This window comes from Prevotella sp. P6B1, assembly GCF_000702825.1.
In the GTDB taxonomy this organism is placed as follows: Bacteria; Bacteroidota; Bacteroidia; order Bacteroidales; family Bacteroidaceae; genus Prevotella.
The window spans coordinates 1-26,300 of record NZ_JNKF01000017.1 but is presented as its reverse complement, the minus strand read 5'-3'; the positions used below and the strand labels follow the sequence as shown (position 1 = coordinate 26,300).

Annotated in this window: 24 protein-coding genes; 8 read left to right on the top strand and 16 right to left on the bottom strand. The window is 50.3% G+C overall.

Annotated features, from left to right (window positions below; translation table 11 throughout):
• On the bottom strand, window positions 1-606 hold the full coding sequence (locus T495_RS0114165; RefSeq protein ID WP_033149155.1) for an FKBP-type peptidyl-prolyl cis-trans isomerase: 606 nt from the start codon (window positions 604-606) through the stop codon (window positions 1-3).
• A 148-nt stretch (window positions 607-754) separates the two neighbouring features.
• On the opposite strand from T495_RS0114165, the gene T495_RS0114160 reads away from it, so the two are divergent.
• Complete coding sequence (locus T495_RS0114160) at window positions 755-1,441, top strand: Sir2 family NAD-dependent protein deacetylase (RefSeq protein WP_028903335.1); 687 nt, start codon at window positions 755-757, stop codon at window positions 1,439-1,441.
• Between the two features lie 81 nt (window positions 1,442-1,522).
• On the opposite strand, the gene ispG is transcribed toward T495_RS0114160, so the two are convergent.
• The 5 genes from ispG to T495_RS0114135 are packed head-to-tail and all read right to left on the bottom strand — an operon-like array spanning window position 1,523 to window position 6,278.
• Window positions 1,523-2,902: a (E)-4-hydroxy-3-methylbut-2-enyl-diphosphate synthase gene (ispG, locus tag T495_RS0114155; protein ID WP_033149154.1), complete on the bottom strand. Its 1,380-nt coding sequence runs from the start codon at window positions 2,900-2,902 to the stop codon at window positions 1,523-1,525.
• Between the two features lie 27 nt (window positions 2,903-2,929).
• Window positions 2,930-3,436 carry a 5-(carboxyamino)imidazole ribonucleotide mutase gene (gene purE, locus T495_RS0114150; protein ID WP_028903333.1) on the bottom strand — a complete coding sequence of 169 codons (507 nt, stop codon included), beginning with the start codon at window positions 3,434-3,436 and terminating at the stop codon, window positions 2,930-2,932.
• A gap of 34 nt (window positions 3,437-3,470) precedes the next feature.
• Window positions 3,471-4,091 (bottom strand): phosphatase PAP2 family protein, encoded by a 621-nt coding sequence (locus T495_RS0114145; protein WP_033149153.1) that lies wholly within the window; start codon window positions 4,089-4,091, stop codon window positions 3,471-3,473.
• Window positions 4,088-5,590, bottom strand: a complete 1,503-nt coding sequence (gene rpoN, locus T495_RS0114140) for an RNA polymerase factor sigma-54 (protein ID WP_155993723.1) — start codon at window positions 5,588-5,590, stop codon at window positions 4,088-4,090. The genes T495_RS0114145 and rpoN overlap by 4 nt, the downstream gene beginning before the upstream one ends.
• A 37-nt stretch (window positions 5,591-5,627) precedes the next feature.
• Window positions 5,628-6,278, bottom strand: a complete 651-nt coding sequence (locus T495_RS0114135) for a hypothetical protein (RefSeq protein ID WP_028903330.1) — start codon at window positions 6,276-6,278, stop codon at window positions 5,628-5,630.
• A gap of 68 nt (window positions 6,279-6,346) precedes the next feature.
• Between T495_RS0114135 and T495_RS0114130 the strand changes: the two genes are divergently transcribed.
• Window positions 6,347-7,651: a histidine-type phosphatase gene (locus T495_RS0114130; RefSeq protein WP_033149151.1), complete on the top strand. Its 1,305-nt coding sequence runs from the start codon at window positions 6,347-6,349 to the stop codon at window positions 7,649-7,651.
• Here T495_RS0114130 and nrdG read toward each other — a convergent pair.
• From nrdG to T495_RS0114100, 6 genes are all read right to left on the bottom strand, one after another.
• A complete protein-coding gene (nrdG, locus tag T495_RS0114125; protein ID WP_033149150.1) occupies window positions 7,641-8,138 on the bottom strand; it encodes an anaerobic ribonucleoside-triphosphate reductase activating protein in 498 nt (165 codons plus the stop codon). The two genes, T495_RS0114130 and nrdG, sit on opposite strands and share 11 nt — an antisense overlap.
• The gene (locus tag T495_RS0114120) at window positions 8,138-10,375 is read right to left on the bottom strand and encodes an anaerobic ribonucleoside triphosphate reductase (RefSeq protein ID WP_033149149.1); all 2,238 of its coding nucleotides are present in this window, start codon (window positions 10,373-10,375) and stop codon (window positions 8,138-8,140) included. Before T495_RS0114120 ends, nrdG begins: the two co-directional genes overlap by 1 nt.
• 18 nt (window positions 10,376-10,393) lie before the next feature.
• Window positions 10,394-10,816, bottom strand: a complete 423-nt coding sequence (locus tag T495_RS0114115; protein ID WP_028903326.1) for a SufE family protein — start codon at window positions 10,814-10,816, stop codon at window positions 10,394-10,396.
• A 311-nt stretch (window positions 10,817-11,127) separates the two neighbouring features.
• Window positions 11,128-12,375: a peptidase U32 family protein gene (locus T495_RS0114110; RefSeq protein WP_033149148.1), complete on the bottom strand. Its 1,248-nt coding sequence runs from the start codon at window positions 12,373-12,375 to the stop codon at window positions 11,128-11,130.
• Window positions 12,376-12,417: 42 nt separating this feature from the next.
• A complete protein-coding gene (locus T495_RS0114105) occupies window positions 12,418-13,038 on the bottom strand; it encodes a deoxynucleoside kinase (protein ID WP_033149147.1) in 621 nt (206 codons plus the stop codon).
• A gap of 33 nt (window positions 13,039-13,071) precedes the next feature.
• The gene (locus T495_RS0114100) at window positions 13,072-13,686 is read right to left on the bottom strand and encodes a deoxynucleoside kinase (protein WP_028903323.1); all 615 of its coding nucleotides are present in this window, start codon (window positions 13,684-13,686) and stop codon (window positions 13,072-13,074) included.
• Between the two features lie 136 nt (window positions 13,687-13,822).
• On the opposite strand from T495_RS0114100, the gene T495_RS0114095 reads away from it, so the two are divergent.
• From T495_RS0114095 to T495_RS0114080, 4 genes are read left to right on the top strand one after another with little or no spacing between them, the layout of a single operon-like run.
• Window positions 13,823-14,614 (top strand): C1 family peptidase, encoded by a 792-nt coding sequence (locus tag T495_RS0114095; RefSeq protein WP_033149146.1) that lies wholly within the window; start codon window positions 13,823-13,825, stop codon window positions 14,612-14,614.
• 7 nt (window positions 14,615-14,621) lie between these two features.
• The gene (locus T495_RS0114090) at window positions 14,622-15,533 is read left to right on the top strand and encodes an amidohydrolase (RefSeq protein ID WP_033149145.1); all 912 of its coding nucleotides are present in this window, start codon (window positions 14,622-14,624) and stop codon (window positions 15,531-15,533) included.
• A gap of 1 nt (window position 15,534) precedes the next feature.
• Window positions 15,535-17,400 (top strand): glycoside hydrolase family 97 protein, encoded by a 1,866-nt coding sequence (locus tag T495_RS0114085; protein WP_051652080.1) that lies wholly within the window; start codon window positions 15,535-15,537, stop codon window positions 17,398-17,400.
• Window positions 17,401-17,406: 6 nt separating this feature from the next.
• Window positions 17,407-19,230 (top strand): CotH kinase family protein, encoded by a 1,824-nt coding sequence (locus T495_RS0114080; RefSeq protein ID WP_028903319.1) that lies wholly within the window; start codon window positions 17,407-17,409, stop codon window positions 19,228-19,230.
• On the opposite strand, the gene T495_RS0114075 is transcribed toward T495_RS0114080, so the two are convergent.
• The gene (locus T495_RS0114075) at window positions 19,211-20,155 is read right to left on the bottom strand and encodes a DMT family transporter (protein WP_033149143.1); all 945 of its coding nucleotides are present in this window, start codon (window positions 20,153-20,155) and stop codon (window positions 19,211-19,213) included. The two genes, T495_RS0114080 and T495_RS0114075, sit on opposite strands and share 20 nt — an antisense overlap.
• Window positions 20,156-20,233: 78 nt before the next feature.
• Here T495_RS0114075 and T495_RS0114070 point away from each other — a divergent pair, with 78 nt between their 5' ends.
• Both T495_RS0114070 and cysS read left to right on the top strand, forming a co-directional pair.
• Complete coding sequence (locus tag T495_RS0114070; RefSeq protein ID WP_033149142.1) at window positions 20,234-21,025, top strand: inositol monophosphatase family protein; 792 nt, start codon at window positions 20,234-20,236, stop codon at window positions 21,023-21,025.
• A 67-nt stretch (window positions 21,026-21,092) separates the two neighbouring features.
• A complete protein-coding gene (gene cysS, locus T495_RS0114065) occupies window positions 21,093-22,586 on the top strand; it encodes a cysteine--tRNA ligase (protein ID WP_028903316.1) in 1,494 nt (497 codons plus the stop codon).
• A gap of 55 nt (window positions 22,587-22,641) precedes the next feature.
• On the opposite strand, the gene T495_RS0114060 is transcribed toward cysS, so the two are convergent.
• From T495_RS0114060 to T495_RS0114050, 3 genes are all read right to left on the bottom strand, one after another.
• Complete coding sequence (locus T495_RS0114060) at window positions 22,642-24,537, bottom strand: hypothetical protein (protein WP_155993714.1); 1,896 nt, start codon at window positions 24,535-24,537, stop codon at window positions 22,642-22,644.
• Between the two features lie 321 nt (window positions 24,538-24,858).
• Window positions 24,859-25,539, bottom strand: a complete 681-nt coding sequence (locus tag T495_RS0114055; RefSeq protein WP_033149141.1) for a hypothetical protein — start codon at window positions 25,537-25,539, stop codon at window positions 24,859-24,861.
• A 129-nt stretch (window positions 25,540-25,668) separates the two neighbouring features.
• A partial coding sequence (locus T495_RS0114050) for a hypothetical protein (RefSeq protein ID WP_231495123.1) occupies window positions 25,669-26,300 on the bottom strand: 632 nt, incomplete at its 5' end.

The window sequence follows — 26,300 nt, the reverse complement described above, 5'->3', positions numbered from 1 at the left end:
TTAAACTACTTGTATTAACTCTACATCGAAGATCAGAGCTGCGAATGGAGGAATAGAAGCACCAGCACCACCTTCGCCATAAGCCAAGCGGTAAGGGATGAAGAAACGGTACTTAGCACCCTCCTGCATGAGCTGAACACCCTCGGTCCAACCAGCGATTACCTGCTGGAGTGGGAATGTAGCGGGCTCGCCACGCTGATATGAGCTATCGAATACGGTACCATCAATCAGTGTGCCCTCGTAGTGGCACTGTACGGTATCCTTTGCAGATGGCTTCTTACCGTTACCCTCCTTCAGCACCTGATACTGCAGGCCGCTGGGCAGGGTGATGACTCCATCCTTCTTACTATTCTCAGCGAGGAACTTCTCGCCAGCCTCCTTATGTGCCTTTCCTTTCTCGGCACGCTCAGCCTGGAGCTTCTGCTCCTGCTTCTGGAAATATTCCTGTACAATAGTCTGAGCCTCACGGTGTGAAACCTTCAACTCATTGCCCTTCAGCACATCGTTGATGGCCTGTGCAAAATCCTCGGCACTGATGTTCTCAGCACCCATCTGAGACAACTGCTGACCAATGCCCAGACCTAAAGCATAACTTAACTTATCCATTTCTATTTATTAATAATGTGTAACCTTCTAAAAAATCGGCTGCAAAGTTACACTTTTTTTCTTATTCCGATGCATTATAATTGCTAAAATTTCTTTTTTATATCAGAAAAGTTGTATTTTTGCAACATCAAACTTAAAAATCATTCTTATGAAAAAGATCGTTGTGCTTACAGGTGCTGGCATGTCGGTAGAAAGCGGCCTGAAGACTTTCCGTGATGCCGATGGTTTATGGGAAAATTATCCCGTACAGAAAGTAGCTACTCACGAGGGTTGGCTGGACGACCCTACACTCGTCACCAATTTTTACAATATGCTCCGTAAAAAGTGCTGGGGCGTCAAGCCCAACGAAGGGCATAAACTGGTGGCAGAACTCGAGAAGAACTACAATGTGACAGTGGTGACACAGAATGTTGATAACCTGCATGAAATGGCAGGTTCCACCAAAGTCATCCACCTGCACGGCGAACTGATGAAGGTGTGTTCCAGTCGGGATGTTGACGACCCGCGCTACCAGATACAGCTCACCCCCGAGAACTGCGAGATAGAACCAGGCACTAAGGCTGGCGACGGCTCGTTGCTGCGCCCGTTCATCGTCTTCTTCGGCGAGGCAGTGCCTAACATCACCGTGGCAGCCGAAGAGGTACAGGAGGCCGACATTCTGATTATCATCGGCACTTCGTTAGTGGTCTATCCTGCCGCAGGCCTGCTGCATTATGCCCGTCCTGGCGTACCCATCTACCTGATCGACCCTAACCCTGTGAACGCAGGCGGTCGCGTCACACAAATCCAAAAAGGCGCCTCCGAAGGCATGAAAGAGTTAGTAAAAATTCTCTAACTGGTTTGCAAATGAAAAGTACCTGGAAAACAATTGCTCTCCAGGTACTTTTCAAAATAACCCGTTTTTACGGATTTTTCTTTATCCTCTATCCTTGCGGATAAGCTCTAAGAGCTTCTCTACAGCCTCCTCCTCTGGGATATTTTTCTCAACACATTCCTTGGCCTTGTAGAGCGAGATTTTTCCGCGCCCAGCACCTACGTAACCGTAGTCGGCATCGGCCATCTCACCAGGACCGTTCACGATACAGCCCATGATACCAATCTTCAGACCTACCAGATCCTTGGTAGCAGCCTTGATCTTGGCAATGGTCTCCTGCAGGTTATAGAGCGTACGTCCGCAACCTGGGCACGAGATATACTCGGTCTTGGTAAACTTGATGCGGGCGGCCTGAAGGATGGCATCGGCCAGCTCAACTAACTTTGAACTTTGAGCTTTGAACGTTGAACTGTTGATGACCAGCTGGTGGGCTTTTTTATCTATCAGCAGGGCACCAACTGCCATCGCTGCTTTCAGCTGGAGCGTCTCCCAATCGGGAGCATCCACATCGAGTGTGATGGTATCATTCTTGATGCTGGCCTCAGCCTTTTCGCGCAGGGCGGTACACTCAGGAATCATATCCACCAGCTTACGAGCCACAGGAATCTCACACTCGGGCTCCTCACTCAGCGATACACGGATGGTGTCGCCGATACCCTCAGTCAACAGGGCGCCGATACCTACAGCACTCTTGATACGTCCGTCTTCGCCCTCACCGGCCTCAGTCACACCCAGATGCAGGGGGTAGTGCATATCCTCCTGATCCATGGTCTTTACCAGCAGACGCATGGTGGTTACCATCACAACGGTATTCGAAGCCTTGATCGAGATAACCACATCATTGAAGTTCTCACGCTTAAAAATACGCAGAAACTCCATACAGCTCTCCACGATACCCTCGGGCGTATCGCCGTAACGACTCATGATACGGTCAGAGAGCGAACCGTGGTTCACACCGATACGAACGGCAGTATGATGTTCCTTACAGATATTCAGGAATGGCACCAGCTGCTTCTCTATCTTCTGCAACTCAGCAGCATACTCCTCATCAGTATATTCCAGGTGTTTGAACGTACGTCCCGGATCCACATAGTTGCCTGGATTGATACGTACCTTCTCACAATACAGGGCTGCCACATCGGCCGTATGGGCGGTGAAATGCACGTCGGCCACCAGTGGTGTCTGATAGCCATCGGCCTTGAGCTGAGCCGAGATGTTCTTCATGTTCTCTGCCTCGCGAGTTCCCTGAGTGGTGAAACGCACCAGTTCGCCACCAGCGTCGATGATGCGCTTGGCCTGCGCCACACACCCCTCGGTATTATTGGTATCTACCGTACCCATCGACTGGATGCGGATAGGGTTCTGACCACCAATGCCAATACCGCCTACACGGGCTTCGGATGATTGTCTTCTTTTATACATTGAACTTTGAACTTTGAGGTTTGAACTTTAGTTGGTTTTGAACTGATACTTGATCTCTGCGAGTTCCTCGTTGGCTTTCTCAATCTTGATACGCAGATTACCTTTATACACAGCCAGACGCTGAGCCAGATCCTGATCAGCCAGCGCCATCATCTCAACAGCCAGGATAGCAGCGTTCTGTGCACCGTTCACACCAACCGTAGCCACGGGAATTCCCGGGGGCATCTGGATGATGGACAGCATCGCATCAAGACCATCCAACATACCCTTGATGGGTACGCCAATGACGGGCAGCGTAGTAGAAGCAGCGATGACGCCAGGCAGGGCAGCAGCCATACCGGCACCAGCAATAATCACCTTGATGCCACGATCCTTAGCGGTACGGGCAAATTCCTCCACAGCATCGGGAGTACGATGAGCTGAAAGGGCATTTACTTCAAAAGGCACCTGCATCTCATCGAGAAACTTACAGGCTTTTTCCATAATGGGCAGATCGCTTGTACTGCCCATGATAATACTAACTAATGGCTTCATATCATTTACAATTTCATTATTTACAATTTACCATTTACAGATACAGCAGACCGAGTACAGAACATACAAGGCCCACCAGGAATCCTGCTACCACCTGCGACAACGAGTGCTGACGCAGAATCATACGGCTGGTGCCCAGCATACCTGCCAGTATCAGCACCAGACATAGCCACCAGATGGGGTTGAACCCAAACAATTCGCCAAACACAAACAGAGCGCCAGCCACACCGCCGATAGCAGAGGTATGGGTAGAAATCTTCCACCACACATTGACAAGGGCACACACAATCTGAATGGCCAGAGCTGCCGACACGATGGTTCCCATGAAATGGGGGATATGCATCATATCCATGATATACACGCAAAAGAAATAGCACAGAATAGAGATCACATAGGGCACCATACGACGCTCCTTATGTCCCAGTTCAATCAGGTTCCAACCATTATACTTACGGTAGAGATGAATCAGTACCGTAGGCAATAGGATTGTGAAGAAATACACCAACGCGAGCACCTGCAACTTGTAGGCCAAGGGCATCAGACTGAGATAACTCAGAAAGAAGAGTGCCATCAGTCCCACAATCGGCAGATAGAATGGTGTGAACACCATGCTCACCACGCGTGCCGTCAATATGATATTCTTTTCTCTGCTCATTTCCTAAGTCTTGCTATGGGAATTCCTAACTGTTCACGATACTTGGCCACCGTACGACGGGCAATAGGGAATCCCTTGGTAGCCAACTGGTCCTTCAACTGATCGTCGCTCAGCGGTTTACGCTTATCCTCAGCATCCACCAGATCGCGGAGCGCGGCCTTGATCTGTCGGGTACTCAACTCCTCACCACTCTCTGTCACGTAGCCGTCACTGAAGAAATGACGCAACGGGAAGGTGCCCCAACGGGTCTGAGCATATTTCGAATTGCTCACACGCGAGATGGTCGAGATATCGAGTCCGGCTTTCTCAGCCACATCCTTCAGAATCATCGGTCTGAGCGAAGCCTCATCACCATCCAGGAAGAACTGACGCTGCAACTGGATGATGGCACGCATGGTAACCGTCAGCGTATGGCGACGCACCTTGACAGCCTCGATGAATCCCTGAGCAGCATCCACCTTCTTCTTGATGTACAACAGCGCCTCCTTGGTCTGCTTGCTCAGATGGTCTTTGTTCTGCTGATACTCCTTCATGGAGTCGACAAACGACTGCGACACCCTCAGTTCGGGCACCTCACCATTATTCAACGTAAAGGTGATGGTACCATCGTCCTGGGTATCTACGATGAAATCGGGGGTTATCTGCTGCATACTCCTGCCAACAGTCTCACCTAACGAGGCACCTGGACGCGGATTCAGCTTACGCAGTTCATGAAACAAAGCCTCGGCCTGCATGTCGGATAGCTTCAGGTCATCTTGTATCTTATCCCAGTGCTTGCGTGTAAAGGCTTCGAAATAGTCGTTCACCACACGTTCCATCAGATCGCGCACCCTCGACGGGTCGCGACGCTCTATCTGCAACAGCAGACACTCCTGCAGCGAACGGGCTCCGATACCTGCCGGGTCAAAAGCCTGCAGCATCAGCAGTACATGCTCTATCTCTTGCTCTGTTGCATCAATATTATGGTATATCGCCAGCTCGTCACTCACAATCGAAAGATCTTTGCGCAATAGTCCGTCATCATCGAGCGACCCTATCAGGTATTCCATGATATCACGCTCTTTCGGTGTCAGATCCATCTCGCCCACCTGTTCCTTCAACTGGTCATAGAAGGATACGGTCTCACCATAGACCATCTCCTCACGCTCTTCGCTATACGAGCTGCCGCTCTGATAGACAGGCAGATCCTCGTCGTCACGCCCGATACCACTCAGGGCTTCGTCCAACGCCGACTGACGCTCTTCACGCTCGTTGACGGTCTCGAAATCCTCAGTGCCCTCGGCATCATTATCGAAATCATTTTCTTCAGTGGCTATGGTATCATCGTCATAAGGCGACTCGCTCTCCAGAGCTGGATTGTCGTTCATCTCTGTGTTGATACGGTCAACCAACTGCGTCACTGGCAGTTCTATCAGCGACGATTGCAACAACTGCTGCTGAGAAAACGTCTGTCCCAGTTTCTGTTGCTGTAGTTGTTCCTGTATCTGTGCGTTCTTAATACTCAAAGTTCAAAATTCAAAGTTCAATGCTCAATGTTCAATGTTTAAAGTACTCTTTCAGCTGCTCGGCAAACGAGGCCAGATCCTCCGGATTGGCATTGCCATAGCGGCGCCATATCTGCTGACAAGCCTGCACCAAATCGTCCCTCACCACATCCTTGCGGTTCAGGTAAGGATCACAATGCTGGAAGGTTGCCATCGCCTCGACCACATCTTGAGGCTTCACCTTCATATCTTTGGCCAGTTCCTGCACCTCGGGCGTCTCTACCACCATCGTGATAGGTGTCAGACGGAAATAAAGGTCCAGGATTAACGTCAACATGACAGGTGTCAACGGGGTTGTATCGGCAACAGGTCTGAAATCCTTCTCAAAACTCTCGTTGGTCTCCACACCATTATAGAACTCCAACGCATTGTTGAACCCCCACATCTCGCGCAATAAGTTCACTGCGCGTTTCAGCTTGCGGGGATTCTGCCCGTACACCTCCCAGAAGTGTTCGATACGGGGTGTTTCCAGATTGGCTATCTGACACATTTTGTTGAAGAGCACATTGGGCGCAATATGCAATTCCATGCTCAAATCAACCATTGCCTTACTATACATCGGCTTGATACCAATGGGGTTTTGTAAGTACAACTGCATCAGCAGCAGCCAGTATTCATCCTGCCATTTTGAGTTTTTTGCCATATTATGTGCTATTTTTTTGCAAAAATAATGTTTTTTTTGTATATTTGCACCGAAAAGGAGAGAAAATTATGAGAAAAGTGGTATTATTTGCCCTTTGGGCACTATCTGTAACCTCCGTCTGCGCTCAAAACGTTCGCGAAGAACTGAAACGAGACTTTCTCAAGGCGGGCAGTAATTACTATGCTTACCAGGGACCGACACGAGAACTCACGCCGTCACCCTCAGGTGAAAAGCCATTCTACATCAGTAGTTATTCGCGTCATGGATCGCGTTATCTCATTAAGGCCGAAGAGTACGATTATCCCTATCAGGTTCTACTCAAGGCTGACAGCCTTGGAAAACTGACCGAGTTAGGTCAGAAGGCATTACGGCTATTAGGCTACTTGCGCGAAGATGCCCAAGACCGTTATGGCGACCTGACACCGCTTGGCGCCGTACAACATCAGCAGATTGCCCAGCGCATGTACGACCGTTTCCCAGAAGTATTCCAAGGGCGCTCTGTGATTGAAGCCAAGAGCACAGTCGTTATCCGCTGTATCCTCTCCATGCAGCACGAGCTACTACAACTGGCAAAAAACAACCCGAAGCTCATCTTTAATGCCGATGCCTCACAGCACGACATGTACTACATGAACATGCAGGACTCGGCGCTCTACAAGAAACGCTATTCCAAGAAAACCCAACAGGCATACAAGAATTTCTGTGCGAAATACGAAATTCACAAGCCCGCCATGAGCAAACTGTTTAATGACAAGGATTATTTCAATCGGGAGGTGGACGCTTTTGAGTTAAACCGCTCCATCTTCAAGATTGCATCGAGTGTACAAGGCACCGAGATGCGCGACTTGTTCAGTCTGTTCGATATCTATTCGCCCGACGAGCTCTACAATAACTGGCTCCAGGCTAATGCATTCTGGTACCTCAGCTTTGGCTGCAATCCCTTCAATGGCGGCAAACAGCCTTACACCCAGCGCCGGCTTCTGGAGCGTATCATCCTGGATGCCGACAGCTGCATTAACCAGCCGCACCCTGGCGCCACATTGCGATTTGGACACGAAACGATTATCCTGCCGCTCACCTGTCTGTTAGGACTGAATGGCTATGGTCGTGAGATACGCGATCTGGACCGCCTGGATATCGATGGTTGGATCAACTTCGAGGTATTCCCCATGGCGGCCAACATCCAGTTTATATTCTACCGGAAGGACGAAAAAGATCATGACATTATCTTCAAGGTACTGCTTAACGAAAACGAGGCCACGCTGCCTATACCTACTGATATAGCGCCCTATTATCATTATCGCGATTTCCGCGAATACTACATGAAGAAAATTAATGATTATGAGGCAAAATTAGCCAAGCCTAAACGTTGATATCCGGCTCCCACAATACCACGTGCCCCTCGTAAAGCGATGCGGGCACGTTGATGATGCGCTGGTTCGAGCTGCCACGAAACAGCAGGTCGGGATCTTTCAGGCGCTCTACAAACGGACCGTCCACCAACACATCTATCTCGTATAGCAGTTCGCGCTGTGCGCGTGTTATCAGTGCCTCGTAGGTAAATCCCGTATAGCACCATATATCCTTGTTGGTACGGCTGTGTATGGCGCGGGCCAGTTCGGCAAATCCGTCGCACTGATACATAGGGTCGCCACCCGAGAATGTCACGTTGGCATATGGGTCGGCCTCGATGATTTGCATCAGTTGCTCAGTGCTCATCTCGCGCCCGCCACCAAAATCCCACGACTGGGGATTATGGCAGCTGGGACACTGATGCCTGCATCCAGCACAATAGATGGACGTCCGGAACCCCGGTCCATCCACCATTGTATCTTCTATGACGTCTAATACCCTGATCATCAGAACAGTTTCTGCTCCTGGGCGGCGTGGTCGATATGAGTCACACGGTCGTTCAACTCAGCCAGTTTACCTGAGTTCCAGCGGTCGGTAGTACCAACCAGATAGCCTGTAATGCGCTGTAGCTTGTCGATGTTAGCGCTGCCGCACTTGGGGCACTTCTCCAGATGATCGTCGGCATTCTCATAGCCACAGTCCATACAACGGTTACGGTTGTGGTTAACACTGCCGTAACCCATATCCAACTGATCCATCATATCGACTACACTCATAATCACCTGTGGATTATGCGTAGCGTCACCATCAATCTCTACATAGAAGATATGTCCGCCACGGGTCAGGTTGTGATAAGGTGCCTCAATCTCAGCCTTATGACGGGCAGAGCACTTATAGTACACGGGCACATGGTTCGAGTTGGTATAGTAATCACGATCAGTCACACCTGGCACGATACCGAACTCCTTACGGTCCTTCTTGGTAAACTTACCGCTCAGACCCTCGGCAGGCGTAGCCAGCACACTATAGTTATGATGATAGCGCTCGCAGAACTCATTCACGCGGTCACGCATATAGGTTACAATCTTCACGCCCAAGGCCTGTGCCTCTTCGCTCTCACCATGGTGCTTGCCAATCAGAGCCACCAAACACTCAGCCAGTCCGATAAAGCCGATACCCAGAGTACCCTGATTGATGACGCTCTCGATGGTATCCATCGGCTTCAGCTTGTCGGCACCAATCCACAGGCACTGCATCAGCAGAGGGAACTGCTTGGCAAAGGCTGTCTTCTGGAACTGGAAACGGTCGTCCAGCTGCTTGGCAGTAATCTCCAGCATCTGGTCGAGCTTGGCAAAGAACATATCGATACGCTTCTGCTGATCCTGTTCCTCACGGCACTCCAAGGCCAGCTTAACGATGTTGATGGTCGAGAACGAGAGGTTACCACGACCAATACTGGTCTTTGGCCCGAAGCGGTTCTCGAACACGCGGGTGCGACAGCCCATCGTAGCCACCTCGTGTACAAAACGCTTGGGATCATCGGCACGCCACTCTGCATCCTGATTGAAGCTGGCGTCCAGGTTCAGGAAGTTAGGGAAGAAACGACGGGCAGTCACCTTACATGCCAGCTGATACAGGTCGAAGTTACGATCCTCAGGCAGGTAGTTCACACCGCGTTTCTTTTTCCATATCTGGATAGGGAAGATAGCTGTCTCGCCATTGCCCACACCTTCATAAGTAGAAAGCAGGATCTCACGCATCACGCAACGACCCTCGGCACTGGTGTCGGTTCCGTAGTTGATACTCGAGAACACCACCTGGTTACCACCACGCGAGTGGATGGTGTTCATATTGTGGATAAAGGCCTCCATAGCCTGATGCACACGACCAACGGTCTTGTTGATAGCATGCTGACGGGCACGATCACGCCCCTCCAGACCATCGAGTGGTGCCTTCAGGTAGTCCATCAAAGGTTCATCGTATAAGTCCTTGAAACTCTCGCCATACAGGTCTTCGAGGGCTTTCAGCTCCTCAATATAACTCATACGCACGTAGGGTGCCAAATAGAAGTCGAAGGCAGGGATAGCCTGTCCGCCGTGCATCTCGTTCTGAGCACACTCCATCGATATACATGCCAGCACACTGGCTGTCTCAATACGCTTGGCTGCGCGCGAGGCACCATGTCCGGCGGTAAAACCGTTCTGCAGGATATTATCCAGAGGATGCTGCACGCAGGTAAGACTCTTGGTGGGATAGTAATCCTTATCGTGAATGTGCAGATAGTTATGCTCTACGGCGTTGCGACTCTCCTCACTCAGCAGATAGTCATCTACGAAGGGCTTGGTTGTCTCGCTGGCAAATTTCATCATCATGCCCGCAGGGGTATCGGCATTCATGTTGGCGTTTTCACGCGTCACGTCGTTGTTCTTGATATTCACGATATCAAGGAATACCTCACGGGTCTTGGCCTTACGGGCAATAGAACGCTGGTTGCGATAGGCGATGTACTTCTGAGCCACGTCCTTACGACTCGACTTCATGAGCTCCATCTCCACCAGGTCCTGAATCTCCTCCACCGTCATCTGACTCTCACCTCTCTGGGCAATACGGTCGGTAATCTGGTAGAGCAGACGCTCGTCCTCGCCTTTATCAGTGTGCAACATGGCCTTACGGATAGCGGCCATTACTTTCTGTTCGTTAAATCCTACTATGCGCCCATCGCGCTTCTTTACTGTCTGTATCATATGGTTATTTAGTTATTATTATTTAAGTGTCTCATTAAATGCCAACGCATACATCTTGATCTGTTTCACCATGGCCAGCAGACCATTGCTGCGGGTAGGCGACAGATGCTCCTTCAGGCCTATTTGTTCAATAAAGTACAGATCTGCATCCAGAATCTCCTGAGGCGTATGGTCGCTCAGCACACGAATCAGCAAGGCCACAATACCCTTCACAATCAGGGCATCGCTCTCTGCACTGAAGTGGATACTGCCATCCACCAGATCGGCCTGCAACCACACACGACTCTGACAGCCGTCAATCAGATTCTGCTCTGTCTTGTACTTCTCATCCAAAGGCTCCTGTTCGTTACCTAAATCGATGAGTAACTGATACTTATCCATCCAGTCGTCGAAACCACTGAACTCCTCGATAATCTCATCCTGAATTTCGTTAATTGTCATAGCTCTAATTTTTGCCTGCAAAGATACTAAATTTCCCCTATCCTACCAAACATCCACCATATTAAAATCAGTTAATTTTCAGCCTTAAGAAAATATAAATCTACAAATTGACTGAACATTTTTAGGGGTTCGTTGAAAGTATTTTGAAGGCTCGGAAATTCAGCCTATCTTTGCATCGGAAATCAGAAATGATTAGTTAGATAACGAGTTAGTTTTTTCATACATTTATAGGTTTTTGTTAGTATAATGATTAGTAATTGGTTAGTAAGTTAATTAGGGGGGCGCAGTGATGCGCCCCCCTAATGGTATGATCATGCTTTCGGTTCTACCGGTTCCAATCTGAAGAGCTTATCGCTCGGACGGATCTTATCGGTGACGGCTATCGACACGCGGGTGCCTTTCTCTGCCACCTCTACGGGACCATTGTCGCCGTGAATCTCGTTGGCTGTCACATACATCACGCCGGTGGTAGGACCTGTAATCAGCATCTTATCGCCCACCTTGAAGGTGTTGGCCTCAACGGTAAACTCGGCCACGCCCAACTTCGAGAAGTATTTCACACCCTTACCTATATATACCTTACGCTCGGTAGCGTTCGATCCGTAGTGTTTGTTCCACTCGCCCATGAGCTGACCCTGATAATAACCGTCCCAGAAACCGCGGTTGAACACGGTTGCCAGACGAGCATCCCACTCATCCTTCTTCTCCTCGGTGAATGTTCCATCGAGCACAGCCTGTATGGCCTCCTTGTAGGTGGTAACCACGGTATAGACATATTCGGGACCACGGGCACGACCCTCAATCTTGAACACACGCACACCACTCTTCATCATACGGTCGATAAAGCGCACGGTCTTCAAGTCCTTCGGACTCATGATATACTTATTGTCGATATCCAGCTGATAGCCGGTCTCATTGTCGGTAGCTGTGTATGAACGACGGCACACCTGTATGCACTCACCACGATTCGCCGAACGGTTAGCAGCATGCAGACTCATATAGCACTTACCGCTGATAGCCATGCAGAGGGCACCATGACAGAACATCTCGATACGGATCTGATTGCCGCTTGGGCCGCAGATATGCTGTTCCTCTACCTGACGGAAGATCTCAGCCACCTGATCCATGTTCAGCTCACGCGCCAGCACCACCACGTCGGCAAACTGGGCATAGAACTTCAAGGCCTCTATATTAGATATGTTAAGCTGGGTTGACAGATGAACCTCCTGGCCCACCTGATTACAATAGGTCATCACAGCCACATCGCTGGCAATGACAGCCGAGATGCCTGCCTCTTTGGCTGCATCGATAATCTCGTGCATCAAGGGGATATCCTCACCATAGATAATCGTGTTCACGGTGAGATAGCTCTTAATGCCATGTTCATCGCAGGTCTGAGCAATCTCGCGCAGATCGTCGATGGTAAAAGTTGTCGCCGAATGGGCGCGCATATTCAACTTCTCTATACCAAAGTAAATGCTGTCAGCCCCAGCCTGGATAGCTGCGGCAAGCGACTCGCGTGAACCCACAGGGGCCATTATTTCGTAATCTTGTATCATCTTGATATTTTTTTGCAACGGACTACAGGACTTCAGGACTTTTTACTCCAAGGGGAACAGGCCGTATAGCTTCTGGTCTATCAGATCACATACCTGCTGGAAGTCCTCGGGGTTGTCGCCAAACTTACAGTTATCGCCATCAACGATAATCAGCGGGCCCTTATAAGTAGCAATCCAGTCCTCATAACGCTTCTCCAAGCCCTGCAGATAGTCCAGACGCATGGTCTGCTCATACTCACGACCACGTTTCTGAATCTGAGCCACCAAAGTTGGGATACTTGAACGGATGTAGATCATGAGGTCGGGCAACTTCACGAGCGACATCATCAGATCGAACAGATCGGTATAGTTTGCAAAATCGCGATCGCTCATCAAGCCCTGTCCATGTAGATTAGGTGCAAAGATACGGGCATCCTCGAAGATGGTGCGATCCTGGATGATGGTATCCTCCGACTGGGCAATCTCAACCACCTCCTTGAAGCGCTTGTTCAGAAAGTAAATCTGCAGATTGAACGACCAACGAGGCATATCGGCATAGAAATCAGCCAGATACGGGTTATTATCCACGGGTTCGAAACGGGGAATCCAATTGTAACGATGTGCCAACAACTTAGTCAGCGTGGTCTTGCCACTACCAATGTTTCCTGCTACGGCAATATGCATAATTTATTTAAATTGAGAATTGACAATTGATAATTAAAACAATCCGAAGAGTGTTGCATCGATTTTGTCGATGATGCCAGAGAGATCCTTAGGAATATTAAGGAAGTCGAGATGATCTTTCTCGATAGTAATCACACGACCAGGGTATTTGTTCTTGATAAAATCGTCGTAACGGCGATTCAGGTTCTGCAGATACTCCAGTTGTATGCTCTGTTCGTAGTCACGGCCACGCTTTTGGATATTGCTTACCAGATGGGGCACCGAAGCTCGCAGATAGATCATCAGGTCGGGAACCTTGACGACTGTCATCATCTGTTCAAACAGCTCCATATAAGTCTCGTAGTCGCGCTCGCTCAGGTTGCCCATATCGCGGTTATTCTCCATGAACACATACACACCCTCGTAGATGGTACGGTCCTGAATGATGGTATGATCGGCCTGGGCGATATCAATGAGATCATGGAAACGTTCCTTCAGGAAGTACACTTCCATATTGAACGACCAACGTTGGATATCACGGTAGTAATCTTCAAGATAGGGGTTATGGTCCACGGCCTCATACCTCGCCTCCCAGCCGTAATGACGGGCCAAAAGTCGGGTGAGCGTTGACTTTCCACTACCTATATTTCCTGCTACTGCGATATGCATACTCGTTGAATTGGGCTGCAAAGTTACGCAAAATATAAAACACAGAGACACAGAGATACCGAGTTTTTTGTTTTTTTAATATAATTCTCTGCACCTCTGTATCTCAGTCTTTTAAAAAAGTATTACCTTTGCGCCCATGAAACTTAAAACCGTGATCGTATATTGTATGGGGTTGGCAATGCTGGTGACCAGTTGTGCCCAGCAAACAAGTACCTACACACCAACGGGCAAACACTTCACCGTCGAGGTCATGAACCGCATGACCCCCGTGAAGGACCAGGGCGACAGCGAGACGTGCTGGATATACGCCATGCTGGCTGCCATCGAGACCGAGCACCTGAGCTGGGGCGATTCGGTCAACCTATCACCTTATTATATAGAGAAGCTGATTGAACAGGAGACAGCCTGCCCCGCCACCAAGCGTGGCGAGCCCACCACACTCATCACGATGATAGAGAAATACGGCATTTGTGGCTACGATGCCATGCGCAAAGTTGACACGCCTGCTCCCCAATGGGTATTCATGCTGGGCGCCCAATACACACCTCAGGAGTTTGCCCGTAGCGTGTGCAAGCCAGGCGAATACATAGCCCTGATGAGCAATGACAAGCTGCCCTACGATGAGGAGGCAGAACTGGACGTGCCCGACAACTGGACCCACGAACGCTATCTGAACATTCCCATGGACTCATTGTTAGCAAAGACCGTACGGGCAGTCAGGCGCCACCACGGTGTGTGCTGGGAAGACCAGAACCATGCCATGGCTATTGTCGGCATTGCCCATGATGAAGCCGGCGAGCAGTATTTCGTGATGAAGAACTCATGGGGCGACAAGGGACAGTACAAAGGTCTGGAATACTACCCTATGGCACGGTTCAAGGATGAGACCGTAGCCGTGGAAATGACCCAGGAAGCCTACGAAGAATAAACAAGATATGGAGAAACTAATTATTGATGCACATAGCCATCTTTGGCTGAATCAGGACACGGTGGTCAACGGCACCCGTATCTGCCAGTTGGAACCCAACCGCAGTCGCTCGCTGTTCTTTGGTGAGGAACGACAGATGCTGCCCCCCTTCATGACCGACGGACAGAACACCGCCGAGCGTTTCCTCTCGAACATGGACTACGCCCAGGTGGCTGCTGCTGTAGTAACCCAGGAGTTCATCGACGGTATCCAGAACAGCTATCTGATACAAGTAGAGAACCGCTACCCCAACCGTTTCTTCACGTTTGGCATGCTGGATTATCGCTATCCGGGATACATGGAGATGGCACCGGCAGTGGTCGATTCCTTCAAGGGCATCAAAGTGCCTGCCGCCCGTTTGCCCCAACAGTTCCTGACCGACGAGATGATGCAGCTGATGCACCTGCTGGAAGAGAAAGGCAGGATTCTCGGCATCGAGCTGATGGATGGCGATGCCCAGGTGGGGCAGATGGAGGAGATTATACAAGAGTGCCCCAACCTGAAAATAGCCATCGGCCATTTCGGCATGGTGACCCGCGAGGGCTGGATGAGTCAGATACGCCTGGCTCGTCACAAAAACGTCTTTGTAGAGAGTGGTGGCATCACCTGGCTCTTCAACGATGAGTTCTATCCATTCCCCTCAGCCGTTCGTGCCATCAAGGAGGCTGCCGACGAGGTAGGCATGGAGAAACTGATGTGGGGCTCCGACTATCCACGCACCATCACCGCCATCACCTACAAGATGTCGTACGACTTCGTCCTGAAGTCGACCGAGCTGACCGACCGCGAAAAACAGCTCTTCTTAGGCGAGAATGCCAAGCAGTTCTTTGGTTTCGGCGAACTGCCACAATTACCGTATATCAAAAACATGAGTGAATAATATGATAAAGAAATCCATTTTATCAGTATGCGCCATGTGTCTGGCTGTTGTCAGCACCTGGGCTCAACAACCCGTATCACCCAACGGCAAACTGACCGTTGCAAACAGTGCCGCAGGCATCACTGTGAATTACCAGCAGAAACAAGTGCTCAACATCCCTGTGTTAGGTTATGAGGGCATCAAGAATAGCAGACTGAAATGGAAACCCACCCATAAGATTGCCGCCAACTACGAGATGCTGGCAGGTAAGAAGTCCATCTGCACCAACGAGGCCAACGAATATGTGGCCAAGCTGAACGGCAGACTGCAACTGGTACTGCGCCTCTACAACGACGGCGCTGCCTTCCGCTACGAGCTGAGTGGCCTGAACGGCAAACTGCCCAAGGAGCAGACGGCCTACATGATTCCCGAAGGCACCAAGCGCTGGATGCTGCAGTGGACCGACAGCTACGAGGGCTTCTACCCCATGAGCACCACAGGCAAGATCAAGCCTATCGGTCGTATGGCTGGTATGGTCAAATCGCCCGAGGGCTACAACCTGCGCTGGGGATTCCCCACACTGGTAGAACCTCAGGACGGCGTGTTCATGTTGCTTACCGAAGCTAATATCGAGCGTAACCAGGCTGCGGCATGTCTCTACACCGATGGCGACCTGCTGCGCGTCACCCCTGATGTGAACGAGATCAGCTTCAAGGGAAAGTGGCACTCACCCTGGCGTGTTGCCATCATCGGTTCGATGCAGGACCTCATCCAGAGCACCCTCGTCACCGATGTCAGCGAGCCTTGCAAGCTGCAGGACACCAACTGGATCAAGCCGGGTGTAGTATCATGGATATACTGGGCATACAACCATGGCTCAAACGACTATAACATCATCAGGAAATACGTCGACATGGCTGTCACACTCAAGTTACCTTACGTACTGATTGATGCCGAGTGGGATGAGATGCAAGATGGTAAGACCATCGAGGATGCCGTAGCTTACGCTAACCAGAAAGGCATCAAGCCCATGATCTGGTACAACTCATCAGTAGGCTGGATTGACGGCGCACCAACACCCAAGTTCCGCCTGAACAAGCCCGAAGACCGCGAAAAGGAGTTTGCCTGGTGCGAGAAGATTGGCGTGGCAGGCGTGAAGATCGACTTCTTCTCAGGCGACTGCCAGCGCGACATGACCTACTGCATCGACCTGCTGGAGTGCGCCGCCAAGCACCACCTGCTGGTCAACTTCCATGGCGCTACCGTACCCCGTGGCTGGCAGCGCACCTACCCCAACCTGCTTTCTACCGAGGGTGTATATGGTGCTGAGTGGTACAACAACGTGGCTACCTTTACCAAGGCAGCAGCCAGTCACAACACCACCCTGCCATTCACCCGTAACATTATCGGTCCGATGGACTACACCCCTTGTACCTTCAGCGATTCGCAGCACCCGCATATCACCAGTGATGCCCACGAGTTGGCGCTGACCGTACTCTACGAGAGTGCCCTGCAGCATCTCGCCGACAAGCCCGAGAGCTATCTTGCACAGCCACAGGCCGTACAGGATTTCTTCGGTCAGCTGCCCACCACCTGGGATGAGACACGCTATGTGAGCGGCTATCCTGGCGAAAGCGTGGTACTGGCCCGTCGCAGTGGCAACACCTGGTATGTAGCCGGTATCAACGGTACCGACAGCCAGAAGACACTCGATGTAGATCTGAGTTTCATCACAGGCAGCAACCACTGCGTGAAGACCTTTGCCGATGCTGATCCATCACAATGGCAACTGACTGGCAACAAGGACTGGTTGATCACTACAGGCAATCAGCTCCCGCGCCATATCACCACACAACCCCGTGGCGGCTTTGTACTCGTCATCAAATAAACAACTATGACTAATAAATTTATTTTTGCTCTTTTCTTACTAACAAGTTATCAAAGTACAGCTCATGCTGACGGGAAGCTATCAGGCACCGTTATCGGCACGCTGGAAGCAGTCAATTATCAGACTGGTCAGAAGTCAACCACTGTCAACACCCGCGAGAACGCATTCGATGGCGATCTGAGCACGTTTTTTGCCTCGTGGGACAGAAGCTACACATGGACCGGACTGGACTTAGGTTCACCTCACGTCATCACCCGTGTGGGCTGGTCGCCCCGTAATGACGGACTGGGTGAAGGCAGAGTAGTATTAGGTGTATTCGAAGGCGCCAACCGCGAGGACTTTATGGATGCCCTCCCCATCTACCTGATCAGCGAAAAAGGTACCATCGGCACCATGTCGTATGCCGATGTGAACTGCTCACGTGGTTTCCGTTACGTACGCTACATCGGACCGTCGGATGCACGCTGTAACATTGCCGAGCTGGAGTTCTACGGCACCCCCGGCGAGGGCGACGATTCGCATCTTTATCAGGTAACCAACCTGCCCACAGTCAGTATCCACACGCTGAACGGCGAGATTCCTTACGACAAGGAGCACCAGATTACCTCGCAGCTCACCATCATCTCCGAAGACGGTACCCATCTGCTGTCAGAGCCTGGTACCACCAAGGAGCGTGGTAATGCCTCACGTCAGTTCCCCAAAAAGCCTTATCGCATCAAGTTCGACAAGAAACAGAACGTGCTCGACGCGCCTGCCAAAGCCAAGAAGTGGACACTGATCAACAACTATGGCGACAAGACACTGATGCGTAATCTGCTGGCCTTCGAGCTGAGCCGCCGGATGGGACTGAGCTACACGCCCTATGGAACGGCAGTAGATGTCTTGTTGAATGGCGAATATAAGGGTTGCTATCAGCTGTGCGATCAGATTGAGGTCAACAAGAATCGTGTCAACATCACCGACGACAGCTATCTGATTGAGGTAGATGCCTATGCCTACGACGAGCCCGTGTATTTTGTATCCAATCAGAACAATCCCGTCACCATCAAGTCGCCCGACGAGGAGACCATCACCGCCGAGCAGGTCACCGACATCAAGAACTTCTTCAACAAGATGGAGAACCAGTGGAAAGAGTATCTTGACCTGAACAGCTTCCTGCGCCACTTCCTGGTGGGCGAGCTATCAGGCAATACCGACACCTATTGGAGTGTATATATGTATAAGCCCGCCGATGAGGAGATGCTATACACCGGTCCGGTATGGGATTTCGATCTGGCATTCAACAACGACAACCGCACCTACCCCATCACCAGCAACCGTTCCGACTATATCTACAGGAGCGGTGGCAGCTGCGCAGGCAACATGAAGCAGTTTGTGGATAAGATTGTGGTTAACGACACCTATTCCAAGCAACAGCTCACCGCCCTCTGGGGCGAAGCCCGCCAGAGGGGACTGACCGAGGAGAGCATGGTGGCCTATATCGACTCATTAGAACAGGCGCTGGACCAGTCGCAAAAGCTCAACTTCCTCCGTTGGCCCATCATGAATGAGTATGTACACCAGAACCCGCATATATGGGGTAGCTATACAGCCGAGGTAGAGAATGTGCGCCAGTATATGCAGCAGCGTATCGGCTGGATGGACCGCAAGCTGAACTACACCCATCAGTCCAGCGGCATCACCGATGTACCTCTCGATACAACCAAGAGCTATCAGGTTTACACGTTAGCAGGCCAGCCTTGCGGCAACAGTCTCGATGCCCTGTCGCCCGGCATCTACATCGTGCGTCAAGGCCAGACCACCAAGAAGGTCATCGTTTCCCCTTATTGATGATGTAGATACCTGCCGTTGTCAGCGTTGCGGCAACGGCATATTTCCATTGGAACTCCTCAGCCAGGCAGAGACATGAGGTGACAGCACCTACAACCGGGATGAGCGAGTTCCATATTGCTATCTTACCCACCGGGTTGCAGGTCAGCAGTTTGTTGTAGAGTGTAAAGCCGATGGTAGAGATAGCGATAAGCATCAGCAGATAAAAAAGGCCGAGCAGGGTGACGTGGGGCAACGTGCCGCCTAACAGCAAACCGGGAATGATGAGCAGAGCACCGCCAACACCCAGACTGTAGCCCGTACCCACGAACACATCCACGCGCTTGTTTACGCCACGTGTCAGCAGGCCGGCAAAGGCACCGCATAGCGCGTTGAGAATAATCATGCCATCGCCGAGAATGGTAAAGGAACCACTCTCCGCACCACCTACATTGAGCGAGAGGATACCTCCAAAGCCGATGGTACAACCGATGATCTTACGCATGGTCAGTTTATCGCTCTTGAAGAACACACACGCCAGGATGACCAGTGTAAACACACTCAGGGAGTTCAGAATGGCGGCCCTACTGCCCTGGCTATGCGACAAGCCGATATAGAAAGCGGCATAATGCAGCGTGGTATTCAACAAGGTGAATGCCAGCAGGAACAGGCTGTTGCCCACGATATGCGCTTTCGCCTCATCCTTGAAGCCGAATGAGCGGTGCGTGAAGTATGCAATAGAGAGGATGATGATGCCCGAGATACAGAATCGGATACCGGCAAACAGCATCTTACTGCCCGTCATATCCGTTGTTATCTCGAACTCGTTGAACCCGAGTTTGATAAACGGATAAGCCCATCCCCACAGGAAGGCAGCCGTAAAAGCCATGAGTGCCGCCCATAGAGGACGCTGAAAAACACTTTGTTGCGAAATACTTTTTTCCATATTCGGGTGCAAAGTTACTCATTTTATTTGGAATACTCAAAAATACTTCTTACCTTTGCAGCATTAAGTGAAAGAAAAATGGAGTTAGAGAGATTAACAAAGTCGGTCTGCGAAGTGGCCAGACAGGCAGGCGCCTATATCAGAGAGGAGCGGAAGAAGTTCTCGTTAGAGCGTGTAGAACGTAAGCACGCTCACGATTATGTATCGTATGTGGACAAAGGCTCGGAGCAGCGTATTGTGAGTGCTCTGCGCGAGTTACTGCCCGAGGCAGGATTCATCACCGAGGAGGGAACAGCCAAGGATAAGCCCGCAGCCCTCACCTGGGTGGTCGACCCACTCGACGGCACTACCAACTTTATCCACCAGTATGCGCCATATGCCGTTAGCATAGCCTTGTTGCAGGGCCACGAGGTGTTGATAGGCGTGGTTTACGAGGTGTGCCACGATGAGTGCTACTATGCATGGCAGGGCGGCGGTGCCTACTTAGACGGCAACAGGTTGCAGGTCAGCAACCAGCAGATTCAGGACGCCCTGCTCTGCCTGCAGCTGCCATACAACAGCGATGCCTACAAACCCGTCATCAAACGTCTCATCGATCAGTTCTATGGTCATGTAGGCAGCATCCGCATGTGCGGCTCGGCAGCCATGGCGTTATGCTATGTGGCAGCCGGACGTTTTGACGGTTATGCCGAACAATATATCGGGCAATGGGACTTCATGGCAGGTGCCCTGATGGTGAAAGAGGCTGGCGGCACTGTCACCGACTATAATGGTCAGGCAGACTTCACACAAGGCAACAGCGTGGTAGCCACCAACGGGCTCATTCAGCAGGACTTGCTCCACAGCATCCAATCCATCGGCAACGAATAAAAAATGCACGAAATGTGCATTATTTTCTATTTTTTTATTACCTTTGCAGCCAAAAATTACAGAGAATATGGAATCAAAGCTTGTCATTTATAATACGCTGACGCGACAGAAGGAGCGTTTCGAGCCGCTTCACGCCCCGAATGTGGGCATGTACGTGTGTGGACCAACGGTGTATGGCGATCCCCATCTGGGGCACGCCCGTCCCGCGATTACCTTCGACCTGGTGTTCCGCTATCTGAAACACCTGGGCTATAAGGTACGCTATGTACGCAACATCACCGACGTGGGCCATCTGGAGCACGATGCCGACGAGGGCGAGGACAAGATTGCCAAGAAGGCGCGCCTGGAGCAGTTGGAGCCTATGGAGATTGCCCAGTACTACACCAACCGCTACCATCTGTATATGGATGCGCTGAATGTGCTGCGCCCCTCTATCGAGCCCCACGCCACAGGTCATATCATCGAGCAGCAGCAACTGGTGCAGCAGATTCTGGACAACGGCTTTGCCTACGAGAGCAACGGCTCTATCTACTTCGATATCGAGGCTTACAACAAGAAGTTCAAGTACGGCATCCTGAGCGGACGCTCATTAGAGAATATCAAGGATGCTTCGCGCGACAACCTCGACGGCGTAGGCGAGAAGCACAACCAGGCCGACTTCGCCCTGTGGAAGAAAGCACAGCCCGAGCACATCATGCGCTGGCCATCGCCTTGGAGCGACGGTTTCCCCGGCTGGCACTGCGAGTGTACCGCTATGGGCCGCAAGTATCTGGGCGAGGAGTTTGATATCCACGGCGGCGGCATGGACCTGATCTTCCCCCACCACGAGTGTGAGATTGCCCAGGCTCAGGCATCGATGGGTCATCCTGCTGTGAAATACTGGATGCACAACAACATGCTGACCATCAACGGTCAGAAGATGGGTAAGTCGTATAACAACTTCATCACCCTCGAGCAGTTCTTCACCGGCAAGCATGAATTGCTGGAGAAGCCCTACTCGCCCATGACCATCCGTTTCTTCGTGCTGAGTGCCCACTACCGTGGCACCGTCGACTTCTCGAACGAGGCCCTGCAGGCTGCCGAGAAGGGTTATGAGAAACTGATGAACGCCATTGCCGATCTGGAGCGCGTACAGGTTGCCGATAAGTGCGATGCCGAGACCGAGAAAATAGTAAAAGCCCTGCGCCAGAAGTGCTACGACGCCATGAACGACGATCTGGCCACACCGCTTGTACTGAGCTATCTCTTCGAGGCTTGCACCGTGGTTAACAAGCTGATCGACCACAAGGCCACCATCTGTGCCGACTGCCTGAAGGAGCTCTCAGAGACCATGCGCCTCTTCGCCTTCGACATCCTTGGACTGAAGGAAGAGAAGAGCGGTACTAACGATGAGCGCGAGGCTGCTTTTGGTAAGGTAATGGACATGGTGCTTGAGTTGCGTGCCAAAGCCAAGGCCGACAAGGACTGGGCTACCAGCGACAAGATCCGCGACGAACTGGCAGCCGCCGGTTTCGAGGTGAAGGATACCAAGGACGGTGTCACCTGGAAGCTGAACAAGTAAATAAGAAAGCACAAGATACGAAAATCTCCCACTCAACTGAGCGGGAGATTTTTATTTAATAGCCTAATCCCACATAGCTGTGGGCGGGAATCCTGACATCGAACACCGATGCGCCATCGGGATAGCCGAAGAAACGGTTACGCCCCCACATCGGTGGCATCTTGGGCAACTGGGCTGGTGAGAGCTTCTCGCCCGTCAGCAGATTGCGCATAGCAGCTACCTTGGCACATACCACCACACGGATGCTGACCGCCTCGTCGTTAAAGTTCTCGACCACCATGGTCTTATTGTCATAAGGGAACAACGACACCTTCGACGGGCCCTCGATATAAGCGCCCACATCCTTGCTCATGGCCCGACGGATGATGTTCAGCGCACCTGCGGGGAAATCATAGAGGTTACCGTAGTCATCAGGTATGGTCAGCACGAAGAGCGTACCTTTGGAGTAGGTATCGCGCAGGAGGATGGGATAGCCCGACACGCCCCCGTTCAGCGGACGACCGGCGCTCACCACCTCCCAGGCATCGTTGGTAAAGTACTTCACCTGAGGAATGATAAACTCACGCTCAGACTTGCCCGAATAGCCAAAGTCGTTGACGATGGCCTTCAGGTCGCCACAATAGAGCTCGCAGATATCGGCTATCTTTGAACGGATGGCCTTGAGCAGACCGGTAGTGATAATCACATCGCCCCCCTTCTTCAACTGCGCTTTGATTTTCTCCACTACCTGTGGATCCTTGGCAGCCTGCTCGGTGAGCAGTATCTGCTGACGGTCGGCGAGGAACTGCGGGTGCATATCCATCGGCAAGCCTATCATACCTAAGTAGTTCTGCAGGAAGTCTTCACCCGAAGAATGATAAGGCTTGTACGAGGCAAGACCGATGGGACGCCCCAGCTGCCCTATCAGCTTGTCCGTCTGATGCAGGGTCACATCGGCATAGCGTGCCAATGTGGTGGGCGTAACAGTCTTGCCGTTACGTGTATAGGGAGCCACCATCGCGTCGTAGTTGAAACTGCTGGCAGCCTCCTGCCACTTGGCGCGCTGCTGGGGCGTAATCTTCACCTCGCAGAGCTGCATGTAGTTCCACAGGATAATCTCCGGTGTCTTCGACAGCATGGTGAGATGCAGCTGCTCGGCATAACGGTCCATGCTCATGTGGATACCACCGGCATCCACCCAGCCACCGCCATTCTTGCCCGGGGCGATATTATCGAAGTAGCGCACCACATTATAGCTGAGATAGTTCTGCAGATGCTGTGCCGACCCAGGATCGCGCGTCTCGGTACCAGTCCAGATGCCGTCAAAATACACGGGTTCTTCCTCGAGATTGAACCCCAGACCATGGAAATGGTCGTACCAGTTAGGGTATTTGACGATGACCTTCACCTTGGGATTCACCGCCTTGGCAGGATTAACCACCAGTTCACGTCCGGCATCAGCCATCAGTCGCAGGCGGTATTCTGTCCAGCTCTTCGCCCCCTTGGCAGCAATCTCATCATCATTCTTCAGGTCGATAAAGAAGAAATCGTCGAGTATAAAGTCATCAAACAGTTTAGCCGTGTACTCAGCCACCTCCTTCACCACCTGGCGCTCGTCGGGACGGGCATAGCTGTAGGTCTCGAAATCGGTAGGTTCCGAACGGGTATAGGTGATACCGCCTCCCACCTCGAGTCCTTTCGACAGGAAGAACTTCTTCACCTTCAGCATGGTCTTCTCGGGCACTGTGAAGGCATCACGGTGCGTTTCGAGATAGATCTTGTCGAGGTCCACCTGTGAGTTAACCACTTCCCATGTTGATTTCAGGAACTTCTCATCGTCCATCCTCGCCACATCCTGCGCTCGGATATAAGTCGACACTTTAAAGTTCTGGAACTTGGGTTTGCCTGCCACCATGGGCAACGTCAGCCACACGGCTACAGCCGCGAATAGCATTTTGCTAAGATACTTCATACTACTTCTTAGTCTTAGGTTGATACTTTAATGTTATGAAAGAGTTGATGCTGCAAATATACGTTTTTTATCCTTACGTTAGCATTTTTATTAACAATTCTTTCAAAAAAATAAAGTGACTGAAAAACCGCGAGTTAATTCAAACGATGAAACGAGCTGGCTCATTTCATCAATCGAGTTAACTCAGCAGAAAAAACGTCCGGATTTACGAAGTCGGAGATAATAATCATTTTTATGGATGATTTGTTGTTTTTTCATCTCTATAACTTTTGTATTACACCAAACGAAATACCTTTCAATCAGGAGAGTTAACATCCCCTGTCACCCGCGCTCCCCATCAATCATGACATGAATACTCTTGGGGAAACCTATATTGTTTTGCATATATAAATAATCATCTAAAGACAAAGCCATCTTTTGAAGATAATCCTTTATTTCTGGTATATCACATTTGCTGCCGAATATCTCATAATCCGCCCAAGAATTTTCGTAATCGCACCATCTTCCCCAACTACAGCTATCACCAAAGATGCGATAATTGTTGTATGGCATATTAAACAATACAGTAGAAATGAAACCTCCAGACTGTAATTGCTCCCACCTTGTAGTAACTGGTATCTTCAGTTGAAACGCCGTATCTTCCACCGAATCCTCAACGATATAGAGAAAACGATCGCCACACGCTTGACAAATCTTTTGGATAAGATGATAGGTATCTTCCATAAACAGCGGAGAGGAAATCAGAAGTGTTGTTTCATAATCAGGTTGGAAAAGCATATTAACAGGAGATGTGCATATCTTAAATTCTGCAACTCCAACGGGCTTGAATACTTTCTGCATTTTGGGAGCACACTCCTGAAGATACTCATCAGTACTTAGAGCAAAGTCTGACAAGAACTTCGATGCATGACTGAAGCCATCATTGTTTTTCGTAACAGAAGAACCAAACATTTCTTCGTAATAAACGTCAGAATACTTCTTTAGACAATTTGTAATTTCCATTGCTTAACCCTTCCAATCTTTCTTACCTTACGATTTATTCCAAACTACCAGACTCATCTATACCGACTTCCCGACAGACACAGTCTTTCAAATCATCGCATGTCACATACCACGAACGAACGCCACAATTTATAGACACACCTCCTCGCCATTAAGTTTTACAAGGACTTTATCTCTTGGACTGCCACATCTATATGTTTTATCTATCAAACTATCACCAAGGAATGTAAGATAGCAATCTGTAGGGTGGCAAATATCCAGGATTTTCCCTTTAGGATTATCTTTATATTCGTTGGGAAAAAGAATCTTTGAATACTTGATGTATGCATTATCAGAAAGAACACTAAATCTTCTTTCCTGCCGAATTATCATTGACAAATTAGCATGCGAGGATAATACGTGGTGTCCATTTACTTTGCAAAGGTCAAAGGGAGCAAGTACAGGAAGAATCAACATACCACGAACAGGACTTAGGTAATATCGATATATGCTATCGTTAATATCTCTTGACCAAATGCCTACATAGACAGAATCTCCTGATTCAATATCTTTTTTGTATTCGCTATACATCATATTCTGGTATTCTGTAATGGCCTCAACCAAATCCTTATTCCTGATTTCAACAGTACACTCCAATTCGCTATTCTCCTTGTTGTCATCTGATGTGCAACAGGAAAAAAGGCCAAGTAGCATTATCAGTTTAATGGCTTTTTTATTCATATATCGAAATGATTTAATTAATTTGGTGGCAAAGGTAGAGA